At 67.5% G+C, this 22,662-nt stretch carries 16 protein-coding genes and 5 pseudogenes; 16 read left to right on the plus strand and 5 right to left on the minus strand.

The window, feature by feature from the left end:
- Window positions 1-93: 93 nt before the first annotated feature.
- From ACTWQC_RS19280 to ACTWQC_RS19330, 11 genes and pseudogenes are all read left to right on the plus strand, one after another.
- A complete protein-coding gene (locus tag ACTWQC_RS19280) occupies window positions 94-2,019 on the plus strand; it encodes a hypothetical protein (protein ID WP_443316957.1) in 1,926 nt (641 codons plus the stop codon).
- A 13-nt stretch (window positions 2,020-2,032) separates the two neighbouring features.
- The gene (locus tag ACTWQC_RS19285) at window positions 2,033-2,455 is read left to right on the plus strand and encodes a hypothetical protein (RefSeq protein WP_443316958.1); all 423 of its coding nucleotides are present in this window, start codon (window positions 2,033-2,035) and stop codon (window positions 2,453-2,455) included.
- Window positions 2,440-4,557, plus strand: coding sequence for a hypothetical protein (locus ACTWQC_RS19290; RefSeq protein WP_443316959.1), 2,118 nt, complete (start codon window positions 2,440-2,442; stop codon window positions 4,555-4,557). The genes ACTWQC_RS19285 and ACTWQC_RS19290 overlap by 16 nt, the downstream gene beginning before the upstream one ends.
- Window positions 4,558-4,690: 133 nt before the next feature.
- Window positions 4,691-5,413 (plus strand): Crp/Fnr family transcriptional regulator, encoded by a 723-nt coding sequence (locus ACTWQC_RS19295; RefSeq protein WP_443316960.1) that lies wholly within the window; start codon window positions 4,691-4,693, stop codon window positions 5,411-5,413.
- 109 nt (window positions 5,414-5,522) lie between these two features.
- A complete protein-coding gene (locus ACTWQC_RS19300; protein ID WP_443316961.1) occupies window positions 5,523-6,314 on the plus strand; it encodes a hypothetical protein in 792 nt (263 codons plus the stop codon).
- Entirely contained in the window at window positions 6,311-6,595 is a 285-nt protein-coding gene (locus tag ACTWQC_RS19305) for a hypothetical protein (RefSeq protein WP_443316962.1), read from the plus strand. The genes ACTWQC_RS19300 and ACTWQC_RS19305 overlap by 4 nt, the downstream gene beginning before the upstream one ends.
- A complete protein-coding gene (locus ACTWQC_RS19310; RefSeq protein ID WP_443316963.1) occupies window positions 6,592-7,335 on the plus strand; it encodes a hypothetical protein in 744 nt (247 codons plus the stop codon). Before ACTWQC_RS19305 ends, ACTWQC_RS19310 begins: the two co-directional genes overlap by 4 nt.
- Window positions 7,332-7,640 (plus strand): helix-turn-helix domain-containing protein, encoded by a 309-nt coding sequence (locus ACTWQC_RS19315; protein ID WP_443316964.1) that lies wholly within the window; start codon window positions 7,332-7,334, stop codon window positions 7,638-7,640. The genes ACTWQC_RS19310 and ACTWQC_RS19315 overlap by 4 nt, the downstream gene beginning before the upstream one ends.
- Window positions 7,637-8,773 (plus strand): hypothetical protein, encoded by a 1,137-nt coding sequence (locus tag ACTWQC_RS19320; protein WP_443316965.1) that lies wholly within the window; start codon window positions 7,637-7,639, stop codon window positions 8,771-8,773. The genes ACTWQC_RS19315 and ACTWQC_RS19320 overlap by 4 nt, the downstream gene beginning before the upstream one ends.
- Window positions 8,774-8,968: 195 nt before the next feature.
- Window positions 8,969-9,076 (plus strand): annotated as a pseudogene (locus tag ACTWQC_RS19325) (IS5/IS1182 family transposase); the annotation flags it as partial.
- 440 nt (window positions 9,077-9,516) lie between these two features.
- Window positions 9,517-10,107: a hypothetical protein gene (locus tag ACTWQC_RS19330; protein ID WP_443316966.1), complete on the plus strand. Its 591-nt coding sequence runs from the start codon at window positions 9,517-9,519 to the stop codon at window positions 10,105-10,107.
- A gap of 1,190 nt (window positions 10,108-11,297) precedes the next feature.
- Here ACTWQC_RS19330 and ACTWQC_RS19335 read toward each other — a convergent pair.
- Window positions 11,298-11,929, minus strand: a pseudogene (locus tag ACTWQC_RS19335) (class I SAM-dependent methyltransferase); the annotation flags it as partial.
- A 273-nt stretch (window positions 11,930-12,202) separates the two neighbouring features.
- Here ACTWQC_RS19335 and ACTWQC_RS19340 point away from each other — a divergent pair.
- Window positions 12,203-14,959 (plus strand): tetratricopeptide repeat protein, encoded by a 2,757-nt coding sequence (locus tag ACTWQC_RS19340; protein WP_443316967.1) that lies wholly within the window; start codon window positions 12,203-12,205, stop codon window positions 14,957-14,959.
- A gap of 880 nt (window positions 14,960-15,839) precedes the next feature.
- Here the strand turns inward: ACTWQC_RS19340 and ACTWQC_RS19345 are convergent.
- Window positions 15,840-16,636, minus strand: a protein-coding gene (locus tag ACTWQC_RS19345; RefSeq protein ID WP_443316983.1) for an IS5 family transposase whose coding sequence is annotated in 2 segments (ribosomal slippage) — window positions 15,840-16,291 and window positions 16,291-16,636 — 798 coding nt in all. Because the reading frame shifts where the segments join, the coding sequence is not laid out codon by codon here.
- 123 nt (window positions 16,637-16,759) lie between these two features.
- Window positions 16,760-17,335, minus strand: coding sequence for a CGNR zinc finger domain-containing protein (locus ACTWQC_RS19350; protein WP_443316968.1), 576 nt, complete (start codon window positions 17,333-17,335; stop codon window positions 16,760-16,762).
- Window positions 17,336-17,437: 102 nt separating this feature from the next.
- Between ACTWQC_RS19350 and ACTWQC_RS19355 the strand changes: the two genes are divergently transcribed.
- A complete protein-coding gene (locus ACTWQC_RS19355; RefSeq protein WP_443316969.1) occupies window positions 17,438-18,610 on the plus strand; it encodes an epoxide hydrolase in 1,173 nt (390 codons plus the stop codon).
- 322 nt (window positions 18,611-18,932) lie between these two features.
- Window positions 18,933-19,082 (plus strand): annotated as a pseudogene (locus ACTWQC_RS19360) (hypothetical protein); the annotation flags it as partial.
- A gap of 177 nt (window positions 19,083-19,259) precedes the next feature.
- On the opposite strand, the pseudogene ACTWQC_RS19365 reads toward ACTWQC_RS19360, so the two are convergent.
- A pseudogene (locus tag ACTWQC_RS19365) lies at window positions 19,260-19,649 on the minus strand (GmrSD restriction endonuclease domain-containing protein); the annotation flags it as partial.
- A gap of 62 nt (window positions 19,650-19,711) precedes the next feature.
- On the opposite strand from ACTWQC_RS19365, the gene ACTWQC_RS19370 reads away from it, so the two are divergent.
- Window positions 19,712-20,188 (plus strand): hypothetical protein, encoded by a 477-nt coding sequence (locus tag ACTWQC_RS19370; protein WP_443316970.1) that lies wholly within the window; start codon window positions 19,712-19,714, stop codon window positions 20,186-20,188.
- 9 nt (window positions 20,189-20,197) lie between these two features.
- On the opposite strand, the gene ACTWQC_RS19375 is transcribed toward ACTWQC_RS19370, so the two are convergent.
- On the minus strand, window positions 20,198-21,094 hold the full coding sequence (locus ACTWQC_RS19375; protein ID WP_443316971.1) for a hypothetical protein: 897 nt from the start codon (window positions 21,092-21,094) through the stop codon (window positions 20,198-20,200).
- A 1,254-nt stretch (window positions 21,095-22,348) separates the two neighbouring features.
- Here ACTWQC_RS19375 and ACTWQC_RS19380 point away from each other — a divergent pair.
- Window positions 22,349-22,576: pseudogene (locus ACTWQC_RS19380) on the plus strand (IS5/IS1182 family transposase); the annotation flags it as partial.
- Window positions 22,577-22,662: the final 86 nt, after the last annotated feature.

The raw sequence follows: 22,662 nt of genomic DNA on the forward strand, positions 1-22,662 counted from the left end.
TCTGCGGGTGCCGAAAAGTCATCCGGTCGGGCTGGTCAGGCGGCATGTCGGTACTCGTGGAGGGTTCCGCCGAGTCGGTAGACAGGGGGCACGGTGGCACCGCGGCAGGGTGGCGAGACGGACAAGTTCGGCAACCGCTACGAGGGAGCCTGGACGATCAGACATGCCCTGTACGTACTGCTGGGCTCGGGCACGACGCTCTGCGTCGAACCGGGTGGGCCGCTGGGCGACGGGGTCGAGTTCGTCTACCGGCACGACCACGGGACGGAGGTGCACCAAGTCAAGCGCCAGAACCACAATGCGAAGAGCTGGAATGTGGCCTCCCTCCGCGACAAGGGAGTGTGGGAGAGCCTGCGTTCGCATGTCGAGGCAGGCCGTGCGTTCCACTTTGTCTCCGTAGTTCCTGCCCGCGCGCTCGACGAACTCGCCGACCGCGCCCGCCGCTCCGACGATCTCGCGTCCTTCGAGGCCGAGTGGCTGACGGACGAACTCCGGGGACCCTTCGACGCCCTCGCCTCGGGTGGCATCTACGGCTCGACCGCGACGGCCTGGAGCATGTTGAGAGGGCTGTGGGTGGAGTGGCACGACGAACGGGACCTCGTGCACACCAACGCCGTCCTGGCCGAACAGGTCCTGGCCGGAGCACCGGGCCGCCTGGCGGCGCTCGCCCTCGGCCAAGTCCTGCTCGACAACCTGGGAACCACACTCGACGCCGCGGCCCTCACCACCCGGCTGGCGCCGTACGGACTGCGGGGCGTCGTGCGGGCCGACGCTGTCGCGGTGTCCGACGCTGTGAGAACGGCGACGCGCCGGTGGGCGGCGAGCGTCGAACGTGCGCTGCTCCGGCCCACAATCCCCCGGGAAGAGGCCGTCTGCCTCGTGGCGGAGGTCAGGGAGGGCACCCGGCGGTTCGTCTTGCTGACCGGAACCGCGGGCGGTGGAAAGAGCGCCGTGCTGCACCAGACCTTCACCGCCCTCGACGAGGCGGCCACTCCGGTTCTGGCCTTTCGTCTCGACCGTCTGGAACCCTTCGGCTCGACCCATGAACTGGGGCAGCGTGTCGGCCTGCCCATGTCCCCGGTCGGCGCTCTCGGTGCCGTGGCGGACGGGCGGCCCTGCGTCCTCGTCGTGGACCAGCTCGACGCCGTCAGCATGGCGTCGGGACGCATCCCGGAAACCTTCGACGCAGTGGCCGACCTGGTGGACGAGGCTGCGGCACATCCCGGCATGCGGGTGGTCCTGGCCTGCCGCGCGTTCGACGCCGAGGCCGACCCCCGCATCCGCAGGCTCACCGCCCCGGACCACTGCACACAGGTCAGGGTCGGGTCGCTCTCCGACGCCCAGGTCGACACCGCCGTCACTGGCATGGGCCTGGACGTCTCCCGACTGGCCCCGCAGCAACGGGCGTTGCTGCGCTCACCGCTGCATCTCGTCCTCCTCGCCCAGGTCGCGGACCAGGAGGAGGCCCTCCGCTTCCACACCACCCGGCAGCTTTTCGACGCCTTCTGGGTCACCAAACAGGAGGAGTGCGCCAGGCGTCCGTCCGTGCGTTTCCATGACGCGGTCTCGGCGCTCGTCGCCGCCATGAGTGCGCGCCAGCGGCTGTCCGTGCCGTACAGCGTGCTCGACACGGACGACCTCGCCGCCAGCCAGAAGGTACTGGAGTCGGAACACGTCTGCGTGCGCGACGGCCGTCAACTGGCCTTCTTCCACGAGAGCTTCTTCGACTACGCCTTCGCCCGCGACTGGCTCCGGCGCGAAGAGAGCCTGGTTGCCTTCCTCACCGGCGGGGAGCAGGAGTTGTTCCGCCGCGGACAGCTTCGGCAGGTGCTCGATCACCTGCGGGATCTCGACCCGGAACGGTTCGCCGAGGAGGTCGAGGCACTCCTGACCAGTCCGGACATCCGCTACCACATCAAGCACCTGACCCTGGCCGTGCTGCGAGGCTTGGACGCTCCCAACCGCCACCGAGTGGGGCGCCGTCGCCCGTGTGCTGGACACGTGCCCGCCCTTCCGTGACCGCCTCGTCGACATGCTCGGCATGCCCGCCTGGTTCCGTCGCGGGGACGACGAGGGGGTCTTCGAGGACTGGCTCGACAGCGCCGACACGAGGGAACAGGACTGGGCGGTACGGCTGTTAGTGGCGGTCGCCGATGCCCTGCCCGACCGAGTGGCCCGCCTTCTGGAACCGCACGCCGCTGACCCCGGGTACGGTGCGTGGCTGATCCGGATCGTCCCCCACGCCCGCCTTGCCGGCAGCCGACCGCTCCTCGACCTCCTGCTCGACGGCGTGCGAGCGGGCCTCTTCACCGGCGTCGAACACGCCCTCTGGGCCCCGGCGGGCGACCTGGCGGCCGAAGAACCCCTTGGGCTCTCGAGTTGCTGGGCGCACTGCTGGCGGAACGCCCGGACGCCCTCCGGCTCGACGACCAAGGCAGCGTGGCGGTACTGCTGAACCGGGACTACGCGGCGCTCAAGACGGTGACCGCCGCCGCTGTCGGCGCACCGGAGGAGTTCTGCGTCCGGGTGCTGCCGGTCCTACTGGCCGTCATGAGCCTGACCGCCTATCCAGTACGGACGGGGCGACCCGTCCATGACCGCCACTTCTCGCACCGCCATCCCGGCGACGACCCCGGCGACCTGGGCGACGCCCTGCTGCAAGGCGCGGTCGAAGCTCTGCGGAGTACGGCAGGCCGGGACGCCGCGCGAGCGCGTCAGCTCGTGGAACACCTGGTGAGCGAGCCGTACGAAGCGGCGCAGTGGCTGCTCTACCAGGCGCTGGCCGCGGGGGGACCCGACCTCGCCCCGTGGTCCGCTGAAATCCTTCTCCAGGGCAGACACCGTCTGCTGTCCGGCTACGCCGCCAATGCCGTGTGGGGCGCCCGTGAGGTCCTCCGCACCATCGGCGGCGCCCTGCCCGACAACACTTTCGGGCGGCTGGAGCAGTCCCTGCTCCACCTGCGCCTTCCCCCGGAGGAGAAACTCTCGCCCTGGCACGAGTTCACCCTGTTGACGGCGCTTCCCGAAGGGCGGCTGTCCAAGCGGGCGACGCGCCGGCTCGGAGAACTCCGCCGGGCCCACGGCGACCTACGGGAGCCGGACGAACCGGAGGGGGTGACGGGTGGGTTTGTCGGACCGCCCATCCCGGCGGAAGCGGCCCAGCACATGAGTGACGACCAGTGGCTGAGGGCCATGAGGAAGCACAGCCGGGACCGAACCGACTGGGCGACCCACACCGGCGGGGCGCGCGAACTGTCCCACGTGCTGCGGAGCATGACGGTGGCGGACCCTGGTCGGTTCGCGCGGCTCGCCCTGCGGATCGACGCCGGGACGCATCCGGCCTACGGTGCCTCGCTGCTCCTCGGCATGGGGGAGGCCGAGCCGTACGACGATCCGGAGATCGTCTTCGCGGCGGTGCGCCACTTCGCGGGCAGGGGCAGGCCGGAGCAGGACCGGTGGCTGGGGCACGCTCTGCGGAAGTACCTCGACCACGTGCCGCTCGACCTGGTGGAGGCACTCCTCAGCCACGCTCTCGACTCGGGCGAGCCGAGCGACGCCGACGATCTGTCCAGCGCGCATGTGCCCGGCGCGGACGGGGGCAACGTGACACGTGACCTGCTCACCGCCGGGATCAACACCGTAAGGGGCAGCGCGGCCGAGAGCCTGGGCGATCTGCTCGTCCACGACGCGGACGGGTCCCGCGCCGCCCTGATCGTCCCCCACCTGGGCCGACTCGCGGCCGACCCCTCCCTCGACGTCCGGGCGTGCGTGGCCCACGTGCTGCATGCCGCGATCCGTCACGACCGCCCGGCCGCGGCCGATGCCTTCGAGGTGCTCGTCCAGGCCCCCGACCACCTGCTGGCGTCACCGTACGTTCCCCGCCTTGCCGTTGCCCTGATGCACGGAGACCCGGCGTCGGCCGGACCGCTGACGGAACGCATGCTGCACTCCCCGGTGGCGCCGGTGCGCCGGGTCGGCGGCCAGGTCGCCGCGCTGGCCGCGATGGAGTGGGAGACGCCTGACCTGCTGGCCAAGGTGCTCGCCGGGAACGACACGGCACAACGGCAGGGAGCCGCCGACGTGTGCGCCCAGCGCCTCCTGAACACCGGTGACGCGGCGCTCGCCCATTACGCACTCGTCCGGTTCTTCCACGACCCCGAGGAGGACGTGCGGGAAGCCGCCGCCACGGTGGCCTCCGCGCTGCGCGGCCGACGTCTGGGGCCCCACCGACGGACACTGACCGCACTGATCGATTCCCGCGCCTTCGGGGCTGCCCTGCCTCAGCTGCTGATCACGCTCGAAGACGCCCCCGACCGGGTCGACGACCTGGTCCTGACATGCGTGCGGCGCTTTGTCGCGGTGTTCGGAGCCGCTTCGGCCGACTTCGCCCGCGGTGCGGCGGCCGACGCCCGCCACATCGGCCGCCTGCTGGTCCGCGCGTATGTCCAGGCATCTTCACCCGGGCTCCGGTCCGAGATCCTCGATCTGCTGGACCAGCTGCTGCTCCTCGGGTCCTACGGCGTGGCCGAGGCGATCAACGACTCCGACCGGAGCTGAACGGGACCGGCCCGCCCGGTTCCGCTCACAAGATGCGGCCGTGCGCCGCCGTGCGCCCCGGCGTGCGTCCGGCGCACCGGCGAACTGGGCGGAAACGTTCGTCGCCGAGGTGACCGAGTGCTGTGCTATGCAGATGATGCAAGGCTCGAACCCCAACGGTCGCGCGGCCTTCCTCGACACGTTGTCGCCCGAAGCCCGCGCGGCCTTCGCCCGGCTCGGTACTCGACGCCGCTACGCCGTGGGAGACGTACTGATCCACGAGGGCGACCACGCAGAGGAGCTGGTGGTCCTCCACAAGGGCTTGGTGAAGGTGACCGTCCGGCTGGACCGTGACCGGGTGTTGCTCAGGGACATCAGGATCGCCGGGGACGTCGTGGGAGAGGTGGCGGCGATGGGTGTCGGACCCCGATCGGCCACGGTCACCTCCTGCGGCGATGTGTCCGCCACCGTCGTCCCGCGCAACGAACTGGAGCCGTTCTTCCTCGCTCACCCCGATGCGTCACTGGCCCTCAGCCGCATGCTCTGCGGCAGGTTGCGCCGAGCCGACCGCCTTCGGCTGGAGCTGGGCGAATACCCGGTCCCGGTCCGGCTGGCGCGCGTCCTCGTCGAACTCGCGGAGTCCTACGGGCGGGCCAAGTGGACGCTCAGAGGGCCCGACTGGAACAGGATGCACATTGACGTGAATTTGTCCCAGTCGGAGTTCGCCGCCCTCACCGCTTCCACTACGCACACCGTCCACAAGGCTCTCGCCCAGCTACGGAAGGACGAGATCATCACCACGGGCCTCCGGCAGACCTCCATTCGGGACATGGCCCGTCTGCGCGAGGCAGCCCTGCTGAGTGTGCCGGCCGCCTAGGTCCACGCCGAGAAAGCCGCATTAATGCGGCTTTCTCGACTGCTCCCGCTACTTCCTCCCACAGTTGGCGTGCACTGCACCCAACCCCTTTGGAAGGTGGCGAGTTGTCATGAAAGAGATCTCTCCTCCCCGGCCGCCGGACGACCTGCCGCACCGCCGGCTGTGCCTGGCCGCGGACGTGGAGCAGTACAGCCGCCTCGACACCCGGACACAGTCGGCCGTCCAGTCCGAGCTGGTCCGGACGCTGGACGAGGCGGCGGCGCTGACCGGGCTGGACCGGGCAGCCTGGACGCGTCAGCCGCAGGGCGACCTGGAGTTCGCCGTCCTCCCCGAGGCCACGCCGGAGCATGCCGTGCTGGGCCCCTTCGTCCACCATCTCGCGGTCCGCCTCGGGGACCGCAACGCCCGCCCGGCCGCCCAGCGGGTCAGGCTGCGGATGGCCGTGGACACGGGCGTGGTCGCGGACGCCGCCCTCGGCCACGCCGGCCCGGCCCCGGTCGCCGTGGCGCGCTACGTCAACGCGCCCCAGCTCAAGACGGTACTCGCCACCCTCACAGCAGCGGATCTCGCCGTCATCGTGTCGGACCGGCTGTACCAGGACGTCGTGCGGTCCGGACGGCTGGACCTCGACCCCGCCCAGTACGTGCGGGCCCATGTGCAGGTGAAGGAGTTCGGCGGTTACGGCTGGATCCGTGTGCCGGGCCACGCGCCGGACGACGTGCGGTCGGCCTTGGCTGAGGCGCCGGAGCCGAAGCCCTCCCCGGACGCCGGCGCCCCGAGCCGGACGACCCTGTCCCAGTACGTCCACCAGGGCGCCGCCGTCGGTCGGGACGTCGTCGGCGGTCTCACCGTCGGCCTGCCCGTGCCCCCTCCACAAGCCAGCTCCGGGCCCGCCCGGTGACGGCCCCCTACAAGACCCCGCCCTGGCGCGAGCGGGGCGACAGCCAGTGGGCGGACTACGGGGTGAACGTCGGCCACGCCGTGTACGGCGGCATTCACTTCCACCCGCCCGCCTCGCCCGCCGCACGGTCCCGGCGCCGGAACGGGACGGCGCACCCGGCCCGTGTGACGTGGCACGCGGCTGTGCGGTCGGCCCTGACCGACTTCGCACGTGCCTGCGGCCGAGCCGCCGCCGCCCTGGCGTACCTCCGGCCCGATGAGGTCGGAATGGAGGAGGTATGACATCAACCGGACCCGGGAGCGTCTTCGCCCGGATCGACCGGGGCGTCCTCGGACCGCCCGGCGCGACGCGGCCGTCCCTCACGGTGCACGTCGGCTCCCGTGCGGTCCTGCTCTCCCCGGAGGAGAGCAGGAGCGCGCTCTACGGCCCACGACGGGACACGGCGCTGGGCGCCGCGGTCTGGCGACAGGCTGTCACCGAGGCCCTGAGGGAGCCGCGGAACGGCGACGGCGTCGGACGGCTGCTCGTCGTCTGGCTGGCCCTCCCCGGGCTGTACCGGAACCTGCACCGGATCCTGTGCCGCTGGCGGTGGCTCGGCCGGGCCGATCTGGAGGCGGAGGCCGTCCTGGCAGTGCTCGCTGCCCTCGACGTGGCGGACCCGGACGGTCCGGACACGGGCGGCCTCCTGATCAAGGAGGCTGTGAACCGGATGTGGGCCTACGCGAAGCGCGTCACGCGGGAGATCCCCGTCGTCGACATCGGTGCCTTCGCCGAGGCCCGCAACGCCACAGCCCCGCCGGAGGAACGGCCCCGCCCGCCCGAGGGATGGGAAGTGCACATCACGCCCCCGCCCCGCCGCGAGGGCCTGTACGCCACGCTCCGCTTCGCCGAGCCGCGCCCCCGGCAAGATGGCCGGCGGACCGGCGCCCACCTGCCCGACCTGGTGTTCCGGGCCCGCCGTCACGAGGAGGCCGACCTCATCGGCACGCTGGTCCTGCGTCCCGCGGGAGCCCGGCGGTGAGCGGGCGGTCCGGCCCGCCGCTCGGCTTCGCGGAGGCCCTCGACCTGCCCCTGAGCGTCGACCTGCGCACAGCCGCCCGCGCCTTCGGCATCTGCCCCGCGACGGCGTACAAGCTGATCCGCCTCGGCTCCTTCCCATGCCCCGTGCTGCGGGTCGGTGGACGCTACCGCATCCCCACCGCCTACCTGCTGCGCACCCTCGGCATCGAGGAGCGGCCGGTGTACGCCGTCCCTCTGGAGGACGCCGCGGCGCCTACAGCCTGCCCCCACGACATTCACGCTGACGCATCGGAGGTTCCCGCATGATCACGTCACAGACGCTCCGACAGGAGTCCGACCAGCCCCGGAGGTGCTTCGTCGTCGGCCCCATCGGCGACCCGCACGCCGCGCACGACAGCCCCGAGCGCGAGGCGTACGAGCACCACCTCGGCATCTTCGAGCAGGTGATCGCCCCTGCCTGCGAGAAGTACGGCATCAGCGCCGTGCGCGCGGACGGTATCGCGCACGCCGGTGACATCAACGAGCAGATCTGCCAACACGTCGTCGAGTCCGACCTGGTCGTCGCGGACGTCAGCGGCGGCAACCCCAACGTGATGTACGAGCTGGGGCTGCGGCACATCACCGGCAAGCCGACGATCCACATCGGGGAGGCCGGGCAGCTGCCCTTCGACATCGCGTCGATCAGGACGATCCGCTACCAGCGGACGCGCAGCCATCTGGCCGGAGCGCGCAAGGAGATCGAGAGCGCCCTGGAGGCCGGGCTCCGGGACGGCTTCGAACTCCTCACGCCGGCACGGGTGCTGCGCGGACTTCAGACCGGTAACGGAACGGCCTCCGCCTCGGAGGTCGGCGACGGCGGGAAGGGGGAGGACGAGGACTCGCCCGGTCTGCTCGACGACTTCGCCGTGATCGAGGACGGGCTGGACGAGACGGCCGCCGACATGGAGGCGATCACGAAGACGATCGAGACGATTGGAGCGCTGACCGAGCAGTCCGGCACCGAGATGCTCGATCTGACCCAGGCGAACGCGCCCATGAGCGCACGGCTCGCCGCCGTCGCCCGGTACGCGGAGACGATCAGCGCACCGGCGGGCGAACTGAACACCGTCGCCGCCGCGTTCGCGGAGCGAATGGCGACCCTGGACAGCGGGGTGCGGGCTGCGCTGGGGCTTATCGAGATGACGCCGCCCGACGAGCGCGGCGAGGGAGCGGCGGAGTTCCTGGAGCAGCTGATGTCCCTGGACGAGGCCGCGCATGACGGTCTGGCGCAGATCGGCTCCTTCGGCACCTCGGCGGGCGCCATGGTCCGGGTGAGCCGGCACCTCCGCAAGCCGGTGAAGGAGATCGCCGCCGCGGTAAAGCAACTGACCTCCGCCATCGCGAGGATGGGGGAGTGGGCGGCCAAGGCCCGTGCGCTGGCGCACAGTGCTACCGCATGACACTGCCCTTGCAACGGCCCGGGCCTCCTCAGAGGCCCGGGCCCTGTGTCGTCACGCCTGCTGCTTGCACGCTCATGGGCGGCTTGCCGGCTGATTGACCTGCGGGTCATTCGCCCTACGGCGGTGGAGGGACGCAGTCTCCTACCGCGGTAGGGGGTGTCGTCGACGACTGTCGACGCCCTTGTTCTCGGCAGTGTCTCTGCTGCAAACCTTCACGACAGCAAGGCCATCATGCTGCTCGTCTGCGGCATCCCGCCCATCCGTTCCCGGCCCGGCCGCCGCCGGTATCAGACAAAGTGGCATGAGCTGCACGTTGACCACAGAGGGTAGCGACCCCGCGGGATTGCCGATGCCTTCAGGCAACCGACTTCACGCTTCAGACTGCTCGCTGACGCAGGAGGTCACGACGACGCCCTGAGGCTTTGGTGCAGCCGTGCTCGGCCAGCAGCGTGCCGTACCTCACCGAGGGCACGGGTGATGGTAGAGCGATCCACACCGACCTAGCAGGCCAACACGTGGTGGGTGGTGCCGTGGCGTAGGTGCACCGGGGTGGCCGGCAGCCGGTCGACGAAGACGGGCTTGTGCTTGGCCCCGGCTCCCACAGCGCGCCGCCGAGTCCGGGAGGCGAGTTTCGCTTGGTGCCACTCCTGCCATAACGGACCAATCTCAGCTATCAGTTCCGCGATGACATCGGCCGTCGGGCGGCTTTCTTCGACCTGCTCTGCACCAAGTACGACCGTAACGTGGTGGTGGAGCGCTCCGGCTACTCCCTGCATTGGATACCGCGACTACGGACGGCATTCCCCTATGCCAGGTTCGTCCACCTGTTCCGGGACGGGCCGGACTGCGCGGTATCGATGAGCCGCCACGTCGGCTACCGCACCATCTCCCTACTACGCGAAATCCGCGAGCGGTCCGGGGTCGAGTCCCTGACCGACCTCACCCCGCAGCACGTCCGGGAGCTGCCACCAGACCTGGCAGCACTGCTGGGTGACCGGTTCGATTCCCGCTTGGTGCTCGACCGGCCGATGCCCCTGACCAGGTTTGGCCACCTGTGGTCCGGGTTGATCATCGAGGGGATGACGTACCTGGAACAGGTGCCTGCGCAGATGCGAACAACGCTCGCCTACGAAGACCTCGTCGCAGAGCCGGATGGAGAACTCTCTCGGTTGGCCGACTTCATCGGCGTCGCTGCAGTCCCGGACTGGCTGGAGGCCGGACGCACGATGCTCGATGGTGGCAAGCGCGGCGCCTCCCTCCGGTTGCCACCAGACGAGTTGTCCGCACTCCGTGAGCGATGCGCACCGGGGATGAGCGTCCTCCACGGCGTATAGAGCTCGTAACACGATCTTGGTGAGAGTCACTGGCAGGGCGTGGCCGATACGATCCGGCCGTTCGTAGAGGCGCAAGCAACAGGCCGTGGATCGTGGACGACGAGTTGTGGGCGCTGTCGAGCGGATCCTGCACGCCCGGCCGGAGAAGCGCCGGGCAGCAACGGAATCAGCGCGCACGCGTCGCTGCCCAAGCCGCAGGTTCAAGTCCTGTCGTCCCGACCAGCGTTTCTTCAGGTCGGAGGCCGTTTCCTCGGTGGGGAGCGGCTGTGGCAGGGCGGCATTTCCACCACCGCGACCGCCCACCAGGAAGACGCACGGCCGCACACTCCCTACAACGGCCGCGGCCGCCTGTCGGCACCGGCATACCCCGAGGCTCCGAAGGGCGTGAAGGAGCTGGTCATCGCGGCTGGGAAGCACAGGGCAGGGCCCGTGCAATGGCGGGAGGGCTCACGGCACCCGACCGACCGCAGCGACTTCAAACGCACTTACTGCCGTATGCCCTGCGGGTCCGGCCCGCCGGGCGCTGATCCGCAAGATCGTCGACGGCCCGGAACTACCCGCATGCTGGCTGCTGACCGAATGGTCGGCGAAGGAGGCCCACCCCGTAGTCCGGGCTCCAACCTGCCGACACCACCCCGCTGGTCACCCTGGCGCGCAGTGCGAAGCCGCGCTGGCGCATCGAGCACGACCACCGAGAGATGAAGCAGGCCTTCGGCCCGGCCCAATTCAAAGGTCGCCCCTGGAATGACTGCACCACCACGCCACCCTTGTCTTCGCTGTCCACATCTTCTGAACCCTCCAGCGACTGACCCGATCCTCACAAAAACGCTGCCAACCTGAGCCTCTACCAGGTCATCCGCGAACTATTACTCCTCGCGCTCCGGACCGGTGCTTGCCCTACCCGTCACCGTGACATGCCAGAGCCAATACCAACCTGACCTAGCCCTACTAGTGACCATCACGATCTGCACCCTGATCAAATCCGGATGACCTCAGCTACCGTTCGCCGCATCGGGGGGCCAGCCGGGTGTGGGCACAGCGCACCTCCATGCGCTCTCACATAACGCTATTTGTCGAGCCGTTAGAGCATGATGACGCCACCGTCGGAGTCATCACGCATCCCACATCAGTGACTGCCTGCCCCTCAGCCCCGTTATGAAAGGCCGGGGTATCGGTGGCCAGCGGTTTGATCACGCGAAGGTCCCGTAGAGCAGCGGTATCTTCGGCTCGACCTCCGGCAGGCGCCACCGCCCGTTGTCGGACTGGACCATCGTGTCGAAGCGATTCCAGGGCAAGGTCGGTTTCGCGCAGCGAGTCCACCTGTAGGCCCGAACCGACCAGCGTGCTGACGACGTCGCCTATTCCGTGTCGCCACTCGTAACTGATTGTCGCGCCGTGCACGGGCGGCCCGTCGGTGTACGTGCGAGTCGTGTCCTCCTTGAGGGCGCCCCGTCCGGCCAAGTAATCATGCCGGAGCTGCAGCGTCTGCCTCTCCGGACGCGGAACCGGCCCCAGCGGGTTAAGGAGCGGGTGGAACTCCACCAGGTACAGCATTCCGCCGGGCCGCAGGAGCGCATGGACGACGTCCGCCCAGCCGGGCAGGTCCGGCAAGTAGCACAGGGAGCCTTGGCCAGTGTAGATCACGTCGAACTGCCAGCCCTCCAGTGCCTCAACGGCCTCATAGACGTCGGCCTGGACGAACTCGATGTCCGCGCCAACTTTGCCCGCGATGCGCCGAGCATGCGTCAGTGCTTCTCTGGAGAGGTCCAATCCTATGGTGCGTGCCGCCCCAGTCGGCAAACGCGTGTGTCTTGGTCCCTAGAGGACTTGTAGATACTGGTACTGCAAAGCGATCACATCGTCGATTAATGGATGATTCCTGACCTCCTGCGCACGATGCGCTCGGGTGAGCCCGTCGATGAGGACACGATTCCTTACGGCGGCGTGGCGAGGGGGGAGGGGGGCCGCATCGCCGTGGTGAGTTAGCCGGACTGACGGGGTCGAATGACGTGTCAGCCGCTCTGTCTAGCCTGTGCACTGGACAGTGACGCATGTATCGAGCGGGGGTAGCGTGGCTCAGTTTTCACGGCAGCCTGTGGTGATCGACAAGAAGATCGACTCCCTCCCCTTCCATGGCTTGCCCTGGGACGATTTCGAGCGGTTGGTGTGGGAACTCGTGCAGGCGACGGAGCGTTTGTCGCCATGCCACCGCTACGGAACGCCGGGCCAGGCGCAGGGCGGCATCGACATCGCCGGGCGCGCAGCAGACGGCAGGTGGTACGCCTTCCAGGTCAAGCAGGTGGCCAAGTTCACGGAGGCGAGCGCGGGAAAGGCCCTGGACACCTTCGTTCATGGGCCGCGTCCCCACGGCGCAACGCGCCTGATTATCGTCACCGCTTGCAAGGGGACACGGACCCAGGTGCGCGACCTGGCCCATCGCTATCAGGCCAGTCATCCGGACCTGACCCTGGGCGAGATCTGGGACGCGGAGCACCTAGCACGCCTGCTGCGAGCCCAGCCGCTCATCGTAGCCCGATACTTCGGGGACGACGCGGCTTGCCGATTCTGTGACAACGACGCACTGAGAGAGCTCGTGTCCTCGGGAGGTTCGCGCAATGTGGGGATCTCCCTCGCCGCCGCGGACCCGTTCAGCCTGGAGGTCCACGAGGCGATCACCGTCGACCACGACACGCAGGACAGCCCTCTTCCCGTGTATTACCGTCGCCCTTTTGACGACGAACTCGACACTGCGGTGGACCAGGCCCTTGCAGGGCGAAGCGTCATGAAGGTGCTTCTTGGCGACTCCTCCACAGGGAAGTCCCGAGCAGCGTGGGAAGCGATCCAGCGACTGCCCGAGGAGTGGCGGCTGTTTCATCCCACCGGTCATGACGATCTGCTCGGTTCGATTGACTCACTGACCCCTCGAACGGTCCTGTGGCTCAACGAGATCAATCGGTATCTCCTCTCAGGTGACACCGATCGAGACGAACAAGTCGCAGCCCGGCTTGCCGAGCTGCTCCGTAGCCCCAGGAACGCACCCGTGCTTGCTCTTGGCACAGCTTGGTATGAGCACTGGTCCACGATGACCACAGAAGCAGGGAGCGAACGCCCGCAGACGAAAGCCTTGCTGGCCAGATGCTGGATTCGAGTGCCGGAAACATTCAGTGAGCACGAGGTCTCAGCTCTCATGGCGTCTGAGCAAACGGACAGAAGGATGCTGCAGGCCGCACGCCTTGCCGAGAGCGGACACGTCATCCAGTTTCTGGCTGGCGGACCGGCTCAGCTGGAGCGCTACGAGACTGGGTCTCCCGCCGCCCGCGCGGTGCTGCAGGCCGCGATGGACGCTCGTCGACTGGGCCACGGTCTCGATCTGCCCCACGCTTTCCTCAAGGCTGCGGCGGCGGCCTACCTCACTTCGTTGCAGCGTGATCTGGCACAACCCCACTGGTTCCGGCAAGCAGCCGAGTACCTGTCGGCCCCATGTCGGGGTGTTCGGGGACCGTTGGCACCGGTCCCCGGTTTTTCCCTGACGGATATGCAGGAACCAAGCCATTACCGGCTCTCGGACTTCGTCGAGCTGTATGCAAGGAGACATCGGCAGCTGGTGTGTCCGGGAGAGGAATTCTGGTCTGCGGCCGCACAGTATTCCGCTGGCGCGAGGGACAGAGTTGCTCTGAGCCGTGCGGCTCTTGACCGCGGCAGGGTGATGGATGCTGAGTCCCTGGCCCTGGCAGCAGCAGAGGAGGGCGAGGGCGCGGCCCTCTACACGCTCGCCCGATGGATCGGCGAGCATGGCAGGGACGACGAGGATCCACTGTCTTACTACGAGCTAGCCGCCGAGCTTGGCAATGCCGAGGCTCAAGTTGCCGTTGCCTGGCGGTACGAGTGTGAGGAACGACTCGACGAGGCGGAACTGTGGTACCGAAAGGCTGCGGGGGCCAAAGGCAGGGTTGATGCCGTAGTGGGGCTCGCGTCCGTGCTGTCGCGACGCGGAGAGGACCTGGCGGCGGCTGAACTCAACGAGGCTGCCGTCAAGTCCGGGTTCTTCGGCGCACGGGCTGTCGAGTACCAGGCCCGTCTGCTGGCCGATGACGGCCAGCACGAGCGCGCCCTTCTTCTCACGACGCAATCGTTCAAAGCAGGCAACACCGAAGCCTTCACCGGGCTTGCCTGGACCTATAGGTACAAGGACACGCCTCGGGCGATCGAGGTATTCCTGCACGCCACCAACGCAGGCGACACGAATGCCCCCCGCGAACTCGCCTGGGTCTACGAAGAAGAGGGGGACACTGCCCGGGCTGATCACTACTGTGAAATCGCCGTCTCCCTCGGCGAGACGAACGTCCTGCGAGGCCTGGGAATGATCCGCCGTAGCAGGGGTGACTACCACTCGGCTGCCGGCCTGTTCTGGAGGGCATACAACCTTGGTCTGCGTCATGCGTTGGCCGAGTTGGCCAGACTGAGGGAGGAAGAAGGCAATCTCAAGAGCGCGGAGAGGCTCTTTTGGCGTGTTCTTGAGGAGGGGGACCAGAGCGCGGCGAGGGATCTCGTGCGCATTCTGGAGACCAGTGGACGGACACGACAGGCCGAGGAGTTGGCTGCCCGTTCTGTGGACCTTCTTGAGGTACTCGCACGAGCTCGTGCCGCCCGAGGCGAGCGAGAGGCAGCCGAACACCTCCTGGCCGTGGCCATCAGCGAAGGTCACCCGAACCTGCTCTTGAGTTTCGCCGATCACCGGCATCAACGCGGCGACATCGCAGGGGCGGAGCTCGCGCTACGCCAGGCGCAGGATGCTGGTGTGTACTTCGCCACGGAGCAACTGGCGAAGCTGCTGGAACGCAAATCTAACTGACCAGCTGGCGTCATCCCCTCTTCGTGGTGTTGCCGATCAATCGGTCGTCGTGTTGGTAGAGGCGGGGGGAACCTCGGCTTGCAGTGCCTCCCCACGAAGGGCACCTGCAGGCCAGAAATGCAGAGGTCTCATACCGACGGAGCGTGCGAAACCTGTGACTTGCGGAGGTGCCACTCGTAATGCGCGGAGCGGTTCGGCACCCAGGTGCGGCGCTGCGGAGGCCACAAGCACGGCAGAAATTCCCACCCGCCACCCAGCCTGGAGTACGCCTTGCTCGTGGAGAGCGATAACTTCCGGAAGTTCGCCAACCTCAAGATCGGTATTGTCCGGCTGGCGTTTGGCGAGCGGATGTGGCTCCTCATCCCATCCCCAGTCCATAAAGGCATCGTGCCAGAGTGGGCTGGCACGAACTGTACGAACCGGCCATGGGTGGCATCGACGCGGAGTCCGAGTATGCGCATCGCGGCGGTCGTGCCATGGGGATCAAGGTGTCGTTTCCGTCCTTCAGCGAGGAACGGTGCGTCACCGGTAGGTGCTGAATGATCACGATGAAGGCGGAGCAAGTGCGGGAGCGGCATTGCCTGGACGGCCGCGCCGTGCCTCGCAGCTTCTCACCTGCCCCTCACAGATCTCTCACGGATTGGGTGTCACGAGGCGGCAGAAGGTGTCACTCTGGTGGTAGTGAAACAGGACCTGACCTGCGCTATCTGAACGCAGCGGGACTATGGATAACAGGGCGTCAAGGCGCGTCGCACGGGGTCAAGGGGCCCTTCCCAGATGAGCGTGGTTGTGGGGTAGAGGGCTGCTCGGCGTGTCAGCGAGCTGAGAAGGCGTCAGGGCCTTCACGATCGAAGGCGGCGGATGGCCCTTACAACTCATCTCATTTGGTGAGTCGTCGGTAGCAGATCAGGGTGCAAGCGAGGCTGGTGAATGCCAGGAAGTGGCTGGCTGTGCGTTCGTAGCGGCGGTGCAGACGTCGGCATCCGGTGAGCCAGGCCATGGTCCGTTCGATGGTCCAGCGGTGGCGGCCCAGTCGTTCGCTGGAGTCGACACCTTTGCGGGCGATCCTCGGCATGATGCCGCGGGCCCGTAACCATCGCCGCAGGTGGTCGTAGTCGTAGCCCTTGTCACCGTGGAGCTTGGCGGGTCTGCGGCGTCGATGTCCGCGGCGCGAACGGATGGGCGGAATGCCGGTCACCAACGGCACCAGCGCCTGGCTGTCGTGCGTATTGGCCCCGGAGATGCACACGGACAGAGGCAGACCGTTCCGGTTGGTGACCAGGTGGATCTTCGAGCCGTACTTACCTCGATCGACAGGATTCGGACCCGTCAGGTCCCCCTTTTCACGGCCCGCATGTTCACCGAGTCGATCGCGCACCTCGTCCAGTCAAGCTCGCCCCGGGCGCCGAGCTCGTCGAGCACCAGGCGGTGCAGCTTGGCCCACACGCGTGCCTTGCTCCACTCGCTGAACCGACGGTGCGCGGTGGCTCCGGACGGGCCAAAGGACGGCGGCAGTTGCTGCCATGTACAGCCTGACGTGGCCACGAACACGATCGCCGCCAGCACTTCCCGATCGCCATGCCGACGGCGGCCGCCGCCCTGCGGCCGTACCGGAGCCGGCGGAACCACCCGCTGGAACAGCTCCCACAACTCATCCGGCACCAAGCGCTCCACGATCCCCACCCGTGGAGACTACCGAAAACACCAAATGAGATGAGCTGCTAGTAGTGCCGTTGGGGTGCACCCAACGCGACAGATGTGTCGCAGGTGTAGGCCCACTTGGATGTACCGAGGTAACGATCACTCCGCTGATCTGTGGTTTTTGCGCTGTTTGGCATTGAAGCGCGCCTTCTTCTGACGATTTCCGCACGTGTTCATGTCACACCATTTGCGGGTGCGACTTTGGCTGGTGTCGAAGAAGGCGGCCTGGCAGGTTGGCGATGCGCACAAGGCCAATTTTCCGTCTCGCTCGCCTGCGATGATGCTGATCGCGTCGGCGGCGATCACGCTGAGGGCATCTTCCACGCAGGAAGCCGAGCTGAGCCGCCATCGCCGCTTACCCTCGGGCGTCAGGATAGCCGCGGCCCGACCCTGAGCGCTGCAGTCATTGATGACTTGGACAGCAGACGCAGGGAGAGCGTCCTGGACCGCGGCCGCTGTCGCGGCGACGTGAATCGACTCCCTCAGTTCCCGAGCGAGGTCGAGCTGGGCAGTGGTGCAGGAGTCCACGGCGAGGCCGTTCACTGCCAGCCAGTCGACGAGTCGGTGCGGCGTGGGAATGCGCTCCACAGCGTCGCCATGACGCTCCGTCAGAGTCGCCGTGAAGCTGGTCGCTAGCACGTTACCGAGGCGAAAGTCAGGGAACCCAGCACGCATGGAACCACCTTAGCTGGTTGCACGCTGACATGATGACATGCTAGAACCGTCTTAGCCGGTTCGTGATAGTTCGCAGCCGGTTCGCGACGGCCAGGAGGTCTCATGCCCCGTCCAACCCGCGACGTGCAAGCATTTGAAGCCCGCGCAACTGACGCTGACCTCGACGATCTGCGCGCGCGATTGGCCGCGGCGCGGCTACCGGAGGCCGAGACGGTCTCTCGCGCCGCGCCCGGCCCTCGCCGATGGGAACAGGGCGTTCCTCTCGCCGACCTCGTCGATGTCGTCAACTACTGGCGCACCGGGTACAACTGGCGGTCGTTCGAAGCGCGCCTTAACCGGATCGGCCAGTTCCGCACGACCATTGATGATCTGGGAATCCACTTCCTGCACCGCCGATCCGCGCGCGCAGATGCCACTCCTCTGATCTTGACGCACGGCTGGCCAGACAGCATTGCTCGGTTCATCGATGTAGTAGACGAGCTGGCAGAACCGAAAGATGCAGACGCGCCAGCGTTCCACGTCGTGGTCCCGTCGCTACCAGGCTTTGGTTACAGCGACAAGCCGGCCACCACCGGGTGGGGAACCGAAAAGATCGCGGCCGCATGGGTGGAACTGATGGGAAGGCTCGGCTACAGCAAGTTCGCAGCCCACGGCGGCGACTGGGGAGGTAATATCACCACGGTCCTCGGCGGCAGGTTCCCGGCGCACGTTCTCGGCATCCACACAACCTTCGCGGAGGGACCGCCCAGGTTGACAACCGACGGGCTGACGGCGGTCGAGCGCAAGTGGACCGAGGAAACCCGCGATTTCTGGCGCCACCACGCGGCGTACGCGAAGCAGCAGGCAACCCGACCGCAGACCATCGGCTACTCGCTCGTCGACTCACCGGTCGGCCTTCTTGCCTGGATCCTTGACAAGTTCGCCGAGTGGTCAGACACCGAAGACAGCCCGTTCGAGACGATTTCCAGAGACAGCATTCTTGACGACGTCACCCTCTATTGGCTGACGCGGACCGGCGCATCGGCGGCCCGCATCTACTACGAAAGCCACAACTCGCTCGATCCCGAACTTCGGGTCGACGTCCCGTCAGCACTCACTATGTATCCCCGCGACATCGAGAAGTGTCCGCGCCCCTGGGCCCAGGAGCGGTACCGACAGATCGTCCGATGGAGGTCCCCCGAAATCGGGGGACATTTCCCGTCGCTGGAGGTTCCCGAGTATTTCGTCAAAGATCTGCAAGAAGGCCTCGCGGCAGTGCTGGCCGCTAATCGGTGAACGCGGCCGGGTGCCGGCACTCGATGACCGGCGACCGAGATCAAGACCGTTTCGTCAAAGTAATCCGCGGGAGAGGTGGCAATCTCCCCCGCATCTCGACAGTGGTGCTGCAGTTCAGGGCCACCCAGAAAGGGCCCGCGACTGGGTCTGCTGCTCGGGGTGTCAGCGAGCTGAGAAGGCGTCAGGGCCTTCACGATCGGCGGCGGCCAAGCTGCTCCTCCTGAAAGACCCTGACGTTGGCGCACTCTACGTGTGCCTGCGGGCCGTCGCCGTCTCCTGGCCGGTGGGGTCCGCGGCTGATGAACTGTTCGGCGTCGAGGGCATGCACGTCCTCGATGTGGCCACCGGCGAGGACGGCAGCGTGCTGCTCGAGGTCGAGTCCGACGACGTCCTCACTGGCTGTCCTGACTGCGGGGTGGTCGCGATCGGCCACGGCCGCCGAGTCCAGCTGCTGCACGACGCTCCGTGCTTCGGACGGCCGGTGCGGGTGCGATGGCGCAAGCGGATCTGGCGGTGTCCCGAACCGGCGTGTGCTCGTCGGACCTGGACCGAGGCCAAGCCCTACGCCACGCCCCGCGCCAAGCTCACCGCCAGGGCGACGTCGTGGGCGGAGGAGCACCGCGCCGGCGGGAAGGTGCGCAAGCCAGAACGTCCAGCCATTGGCTTGTACGCCGACGGCCCTCGCCGCAGCGGACGGCGAGTCGTACGTCTGGCCGTTAACGACGATGCTGCCTTGCTCGTCCACGGCTGCCTCGGCCCCGATTCCCTCGGGCTTCGCGGTCAGACGTGTTCCCGGTTCCAGGAGGTTGGCGTCGATGAGGTCGGAGACGCGAATCCACTTGGTAGAAGTTCGCGGAGGTGTGGGCGGCGCGGCGGGCATGGGGGCTGGGTAGGCGCTGTCGCTGGGTCGGACGAAGGCGTCACGTACCACGGCGGCGATCAGGCTCCGGGGAACGGCGAGGAAGACCTCGTACGCCATGTGCTCCCAGGCATCCGGTAGGGCGTTCCAGTGGCGTTGCCGGGGCGAGCTGCTGGGCATCGACGCGGCCGAGCAGCCACATCGCGTAGGTGAAGATCACGGCATTGTCTGCGCTGGCCATCTTGGCGCCGCGGAATCACTTCGTCGTGGCCACCGCGAGCGAGGTGCGGAGTTTACCGCCCGAGCTGTTGCGCAAGGGGCGCTTCGACGAGCTCTTCTTCGTCGACCTCCCCGACGAGCAGGACCGCAAGGAGATCGTCGAGCTCTACTACCGCCGATATGTGAAGGCCGAGCCTGATCCCGATCAGGTTGCCCGGCTCGTCGACCCTTCGGAGGGTTTCGCGGGCGCCGACATCGAGGCCGCCCTCCATGAGGTCGGCGCCGAGGTGCACCTGGGCGGTGGCTCGGAGAACCTCCGGCCGTCCTTCGTCGAGGACGCTTTCGCGAACACCTCTCCGCTGAGCCGTACCAACCCGGAGCAGATCGAGGAGATTCGCGCCTGGGGACGCGACCGCGCCGTCCCCGCGGGGCGCTCGAGCGCCTCATCCGTGGCGGGGACCGCAGGCCGGCAGCGCAGGATCGTCTTCATGGGGGACTGAGCCTGGACGTCAACGCCCCTTCCCACCGCACCGATCATGTGCTGTCTTCGTCGGCACCAGTCGTATGTCGGCGGCCGGTAACTTGAGGGGCCCTTCGGTGTCCGTATTCCAAAGCACTGCCTTGCCCCGAGCGACTCCGAACAGCAGATAGGGTCGCCGGGGCACGAGGTATCCACCCTCCCCGGACAGTTTGGCCTGGGGTACGGTCGGTTCCACGCACGTCCACTCGGGTTCCACGCCGAAATACGACGGGGGCTGTCGTCCCTCCTTCGCTGCCACAATGGTCCGCTGGACGGCCCGGGACGCCGAACCCATTGCCAAAGAGCCCACCCCGCCCAGGACAAGTACGAGAGCGAGGGCATACAGCAGGCCATTGAACTGTTCTCCGGGCCGCACGTAGTGGTGATGCTTGGCCACCCCCCAAAGTGCGGGGACAATGAGCACCAAGCTGAGAAAGGTCAGCAACTTCATGGCCGACACGACCTGCCACACCACAGGGACGTCAAGGTCCGCAGGGGACAGGGACAGACCGTCCGCGTACAGGGCGTGCAGTACCGAACCCACTGGCACAAGAAATGACAGCACTGCTGACACGATCAGCGGTACCGCCCAAGCTACCCACTCGCCCCACGTCCACTGTCGTGCCAGCAACCACAGGCCGTAGATGACGGCTACCCCCATAGGGCCCAGCAGAGCTTGTGAGCGAGTCCACCCCTCTCCCTCTCTGCTGAGGAGGCCGAGGCCCATGGCGAGAAAGAGGAGCGTGAGCAGCACGGCGACGCCGACACCCTCGGTCCGACGGCCGCCGCGGTTCAGTTTGATCCCGGCCCGCAGTACCGAGGCAAAGGACGTGGCTGCCAACGCAGTCCAGAAGAGCCGTCCGACCTCCGTGCTCTTCTTGGCCATGACCACGCAGGAAGTCATGACGGTCACCCAGACTACGAGGCTTGTCAGCCGACGCTGAAGTTCCTCTTCGGGCCACATCGAACCCGGCCGGCGCCACCGTCCGTCCAGGGGACGTACCGCTACGTCCGTACGGGAAGCCGATCGGTCCGGAACCGCGAGGCGGGCCAGCAGGAGCGCTTCCCTACGTGTGCCTGACACCGTGGAACCCGTGTCATAGCGTCCCCACCTCGCAGCGTACCGCTCGATCCGTGTCCGGAAACGGGCCCATGGCCCGGCCGGGGGCGTGGGGTGCGGGCGTATAAGCCGACGTCGGTAGGCAGTGGTGTGGACGCGCCACTCCGGCAACAACTCGCGGTCCCGGTCCACTCGATCCGCTCGGCGGACGTACATTTCGAGGCGCGCTGCCTTCGCGGCCTGCCGTACCCGCCAGGTTGCGCCTCTGCACGTTCGTCTGGCAGCGCCGAATAGCCGCACCTCGACCTGATAGAGGCGGATGGAGGGATCGGCAGCAAGCGCGCTTGCCGAAGGACCCTCCCCACGCGGGACGTGGCCGATAACGGGCCAGCCATGAGCCTCGAACACCCTCTCCGCGGCCTGCCAGTCACGCTCCCCGCCGCATACTTCGATGAGTGCCAACACACGCTGGTCATAGCGAGCTCGAAGCACCCGCCGTCCCCCCTGGTTTCTTCGCGTGATTCGCCGCAACCCCGGCGAATTCATCCACCCCATCTACCCGAGCACGAGCCCGAACGTCGAATTGAGCAAGGCACCGGAATGGGGCGACTCGTCATTGGTTGCCTCGACTCCGCTGGGCGAAGCTGCCGTGGAGCGCGGAGAGAGAAGAGAAATATTATAGGTGACGTCGTGCAACAAGCGCACCGCTTGGTTGTCGACCAGCTCGGTGCGGACGGCGACCTCGACTGGTCGTGATGCGTAATCGGCTCGGTCAGCGTCCCGCGCCCTCAGAGGGGCCTCTGAGCACCGAATCCGACCGATTGAGGCAAGAAGGGATCGCGAGACTCCACGTCGGCAAGGGTTATGACTACGACTCCCTGCAGGTTTGGCTCCGGAGCTGACAGCGCCGGCCGTGCTAGGTGCGCGACTCGCGTAGCACTTGACGTCGGTGGTGCACGGCGCCCAAGGGAGTTGACGGGGGATTCAGAAGCAGGAGGTACCAAGGCGGGAGGAAAACGCTGGGGGGCAAGGGGGCGCAGGTTCAAATCCTGTCGTCCCGACGGTGTTCACTAAGGACTGTCCCGTTACGATTGCAAGGCGTGGGAACTTTCCGGTGCGAAGGCCGCCGTCGGCCGGGCCACGGTCATCGCGGACGGCGGCTACCGGGGCACCGGCCTGCTCATCCCGCACCGCCGTGAACGCGGCCAGACCGAACTGCCAGCTTGGAAAGAGGAGCACAACATCTCCGTAAGTTGTTGGGCGGCCCGGGAGGGCCGGGTGTGGCTGACAACGCCTTGTCGGACGTGGCTCGGTGGGAGTGGCCGCCCAGCTCTCCGGGGCGCCCTGGCTGCTGATTGAGATGTGCGCTTCGGTCGCTGATTACGGAGATGACA

The sequence above is a fragment of the Streptomyces sp. 8N616 genome, from assembly GCF_052246385.1.
GTDB lineage: Bacteria > Actinomycetota > Actinomycetes > Streptomycetales > Streptomycetaceae > Streptomyces.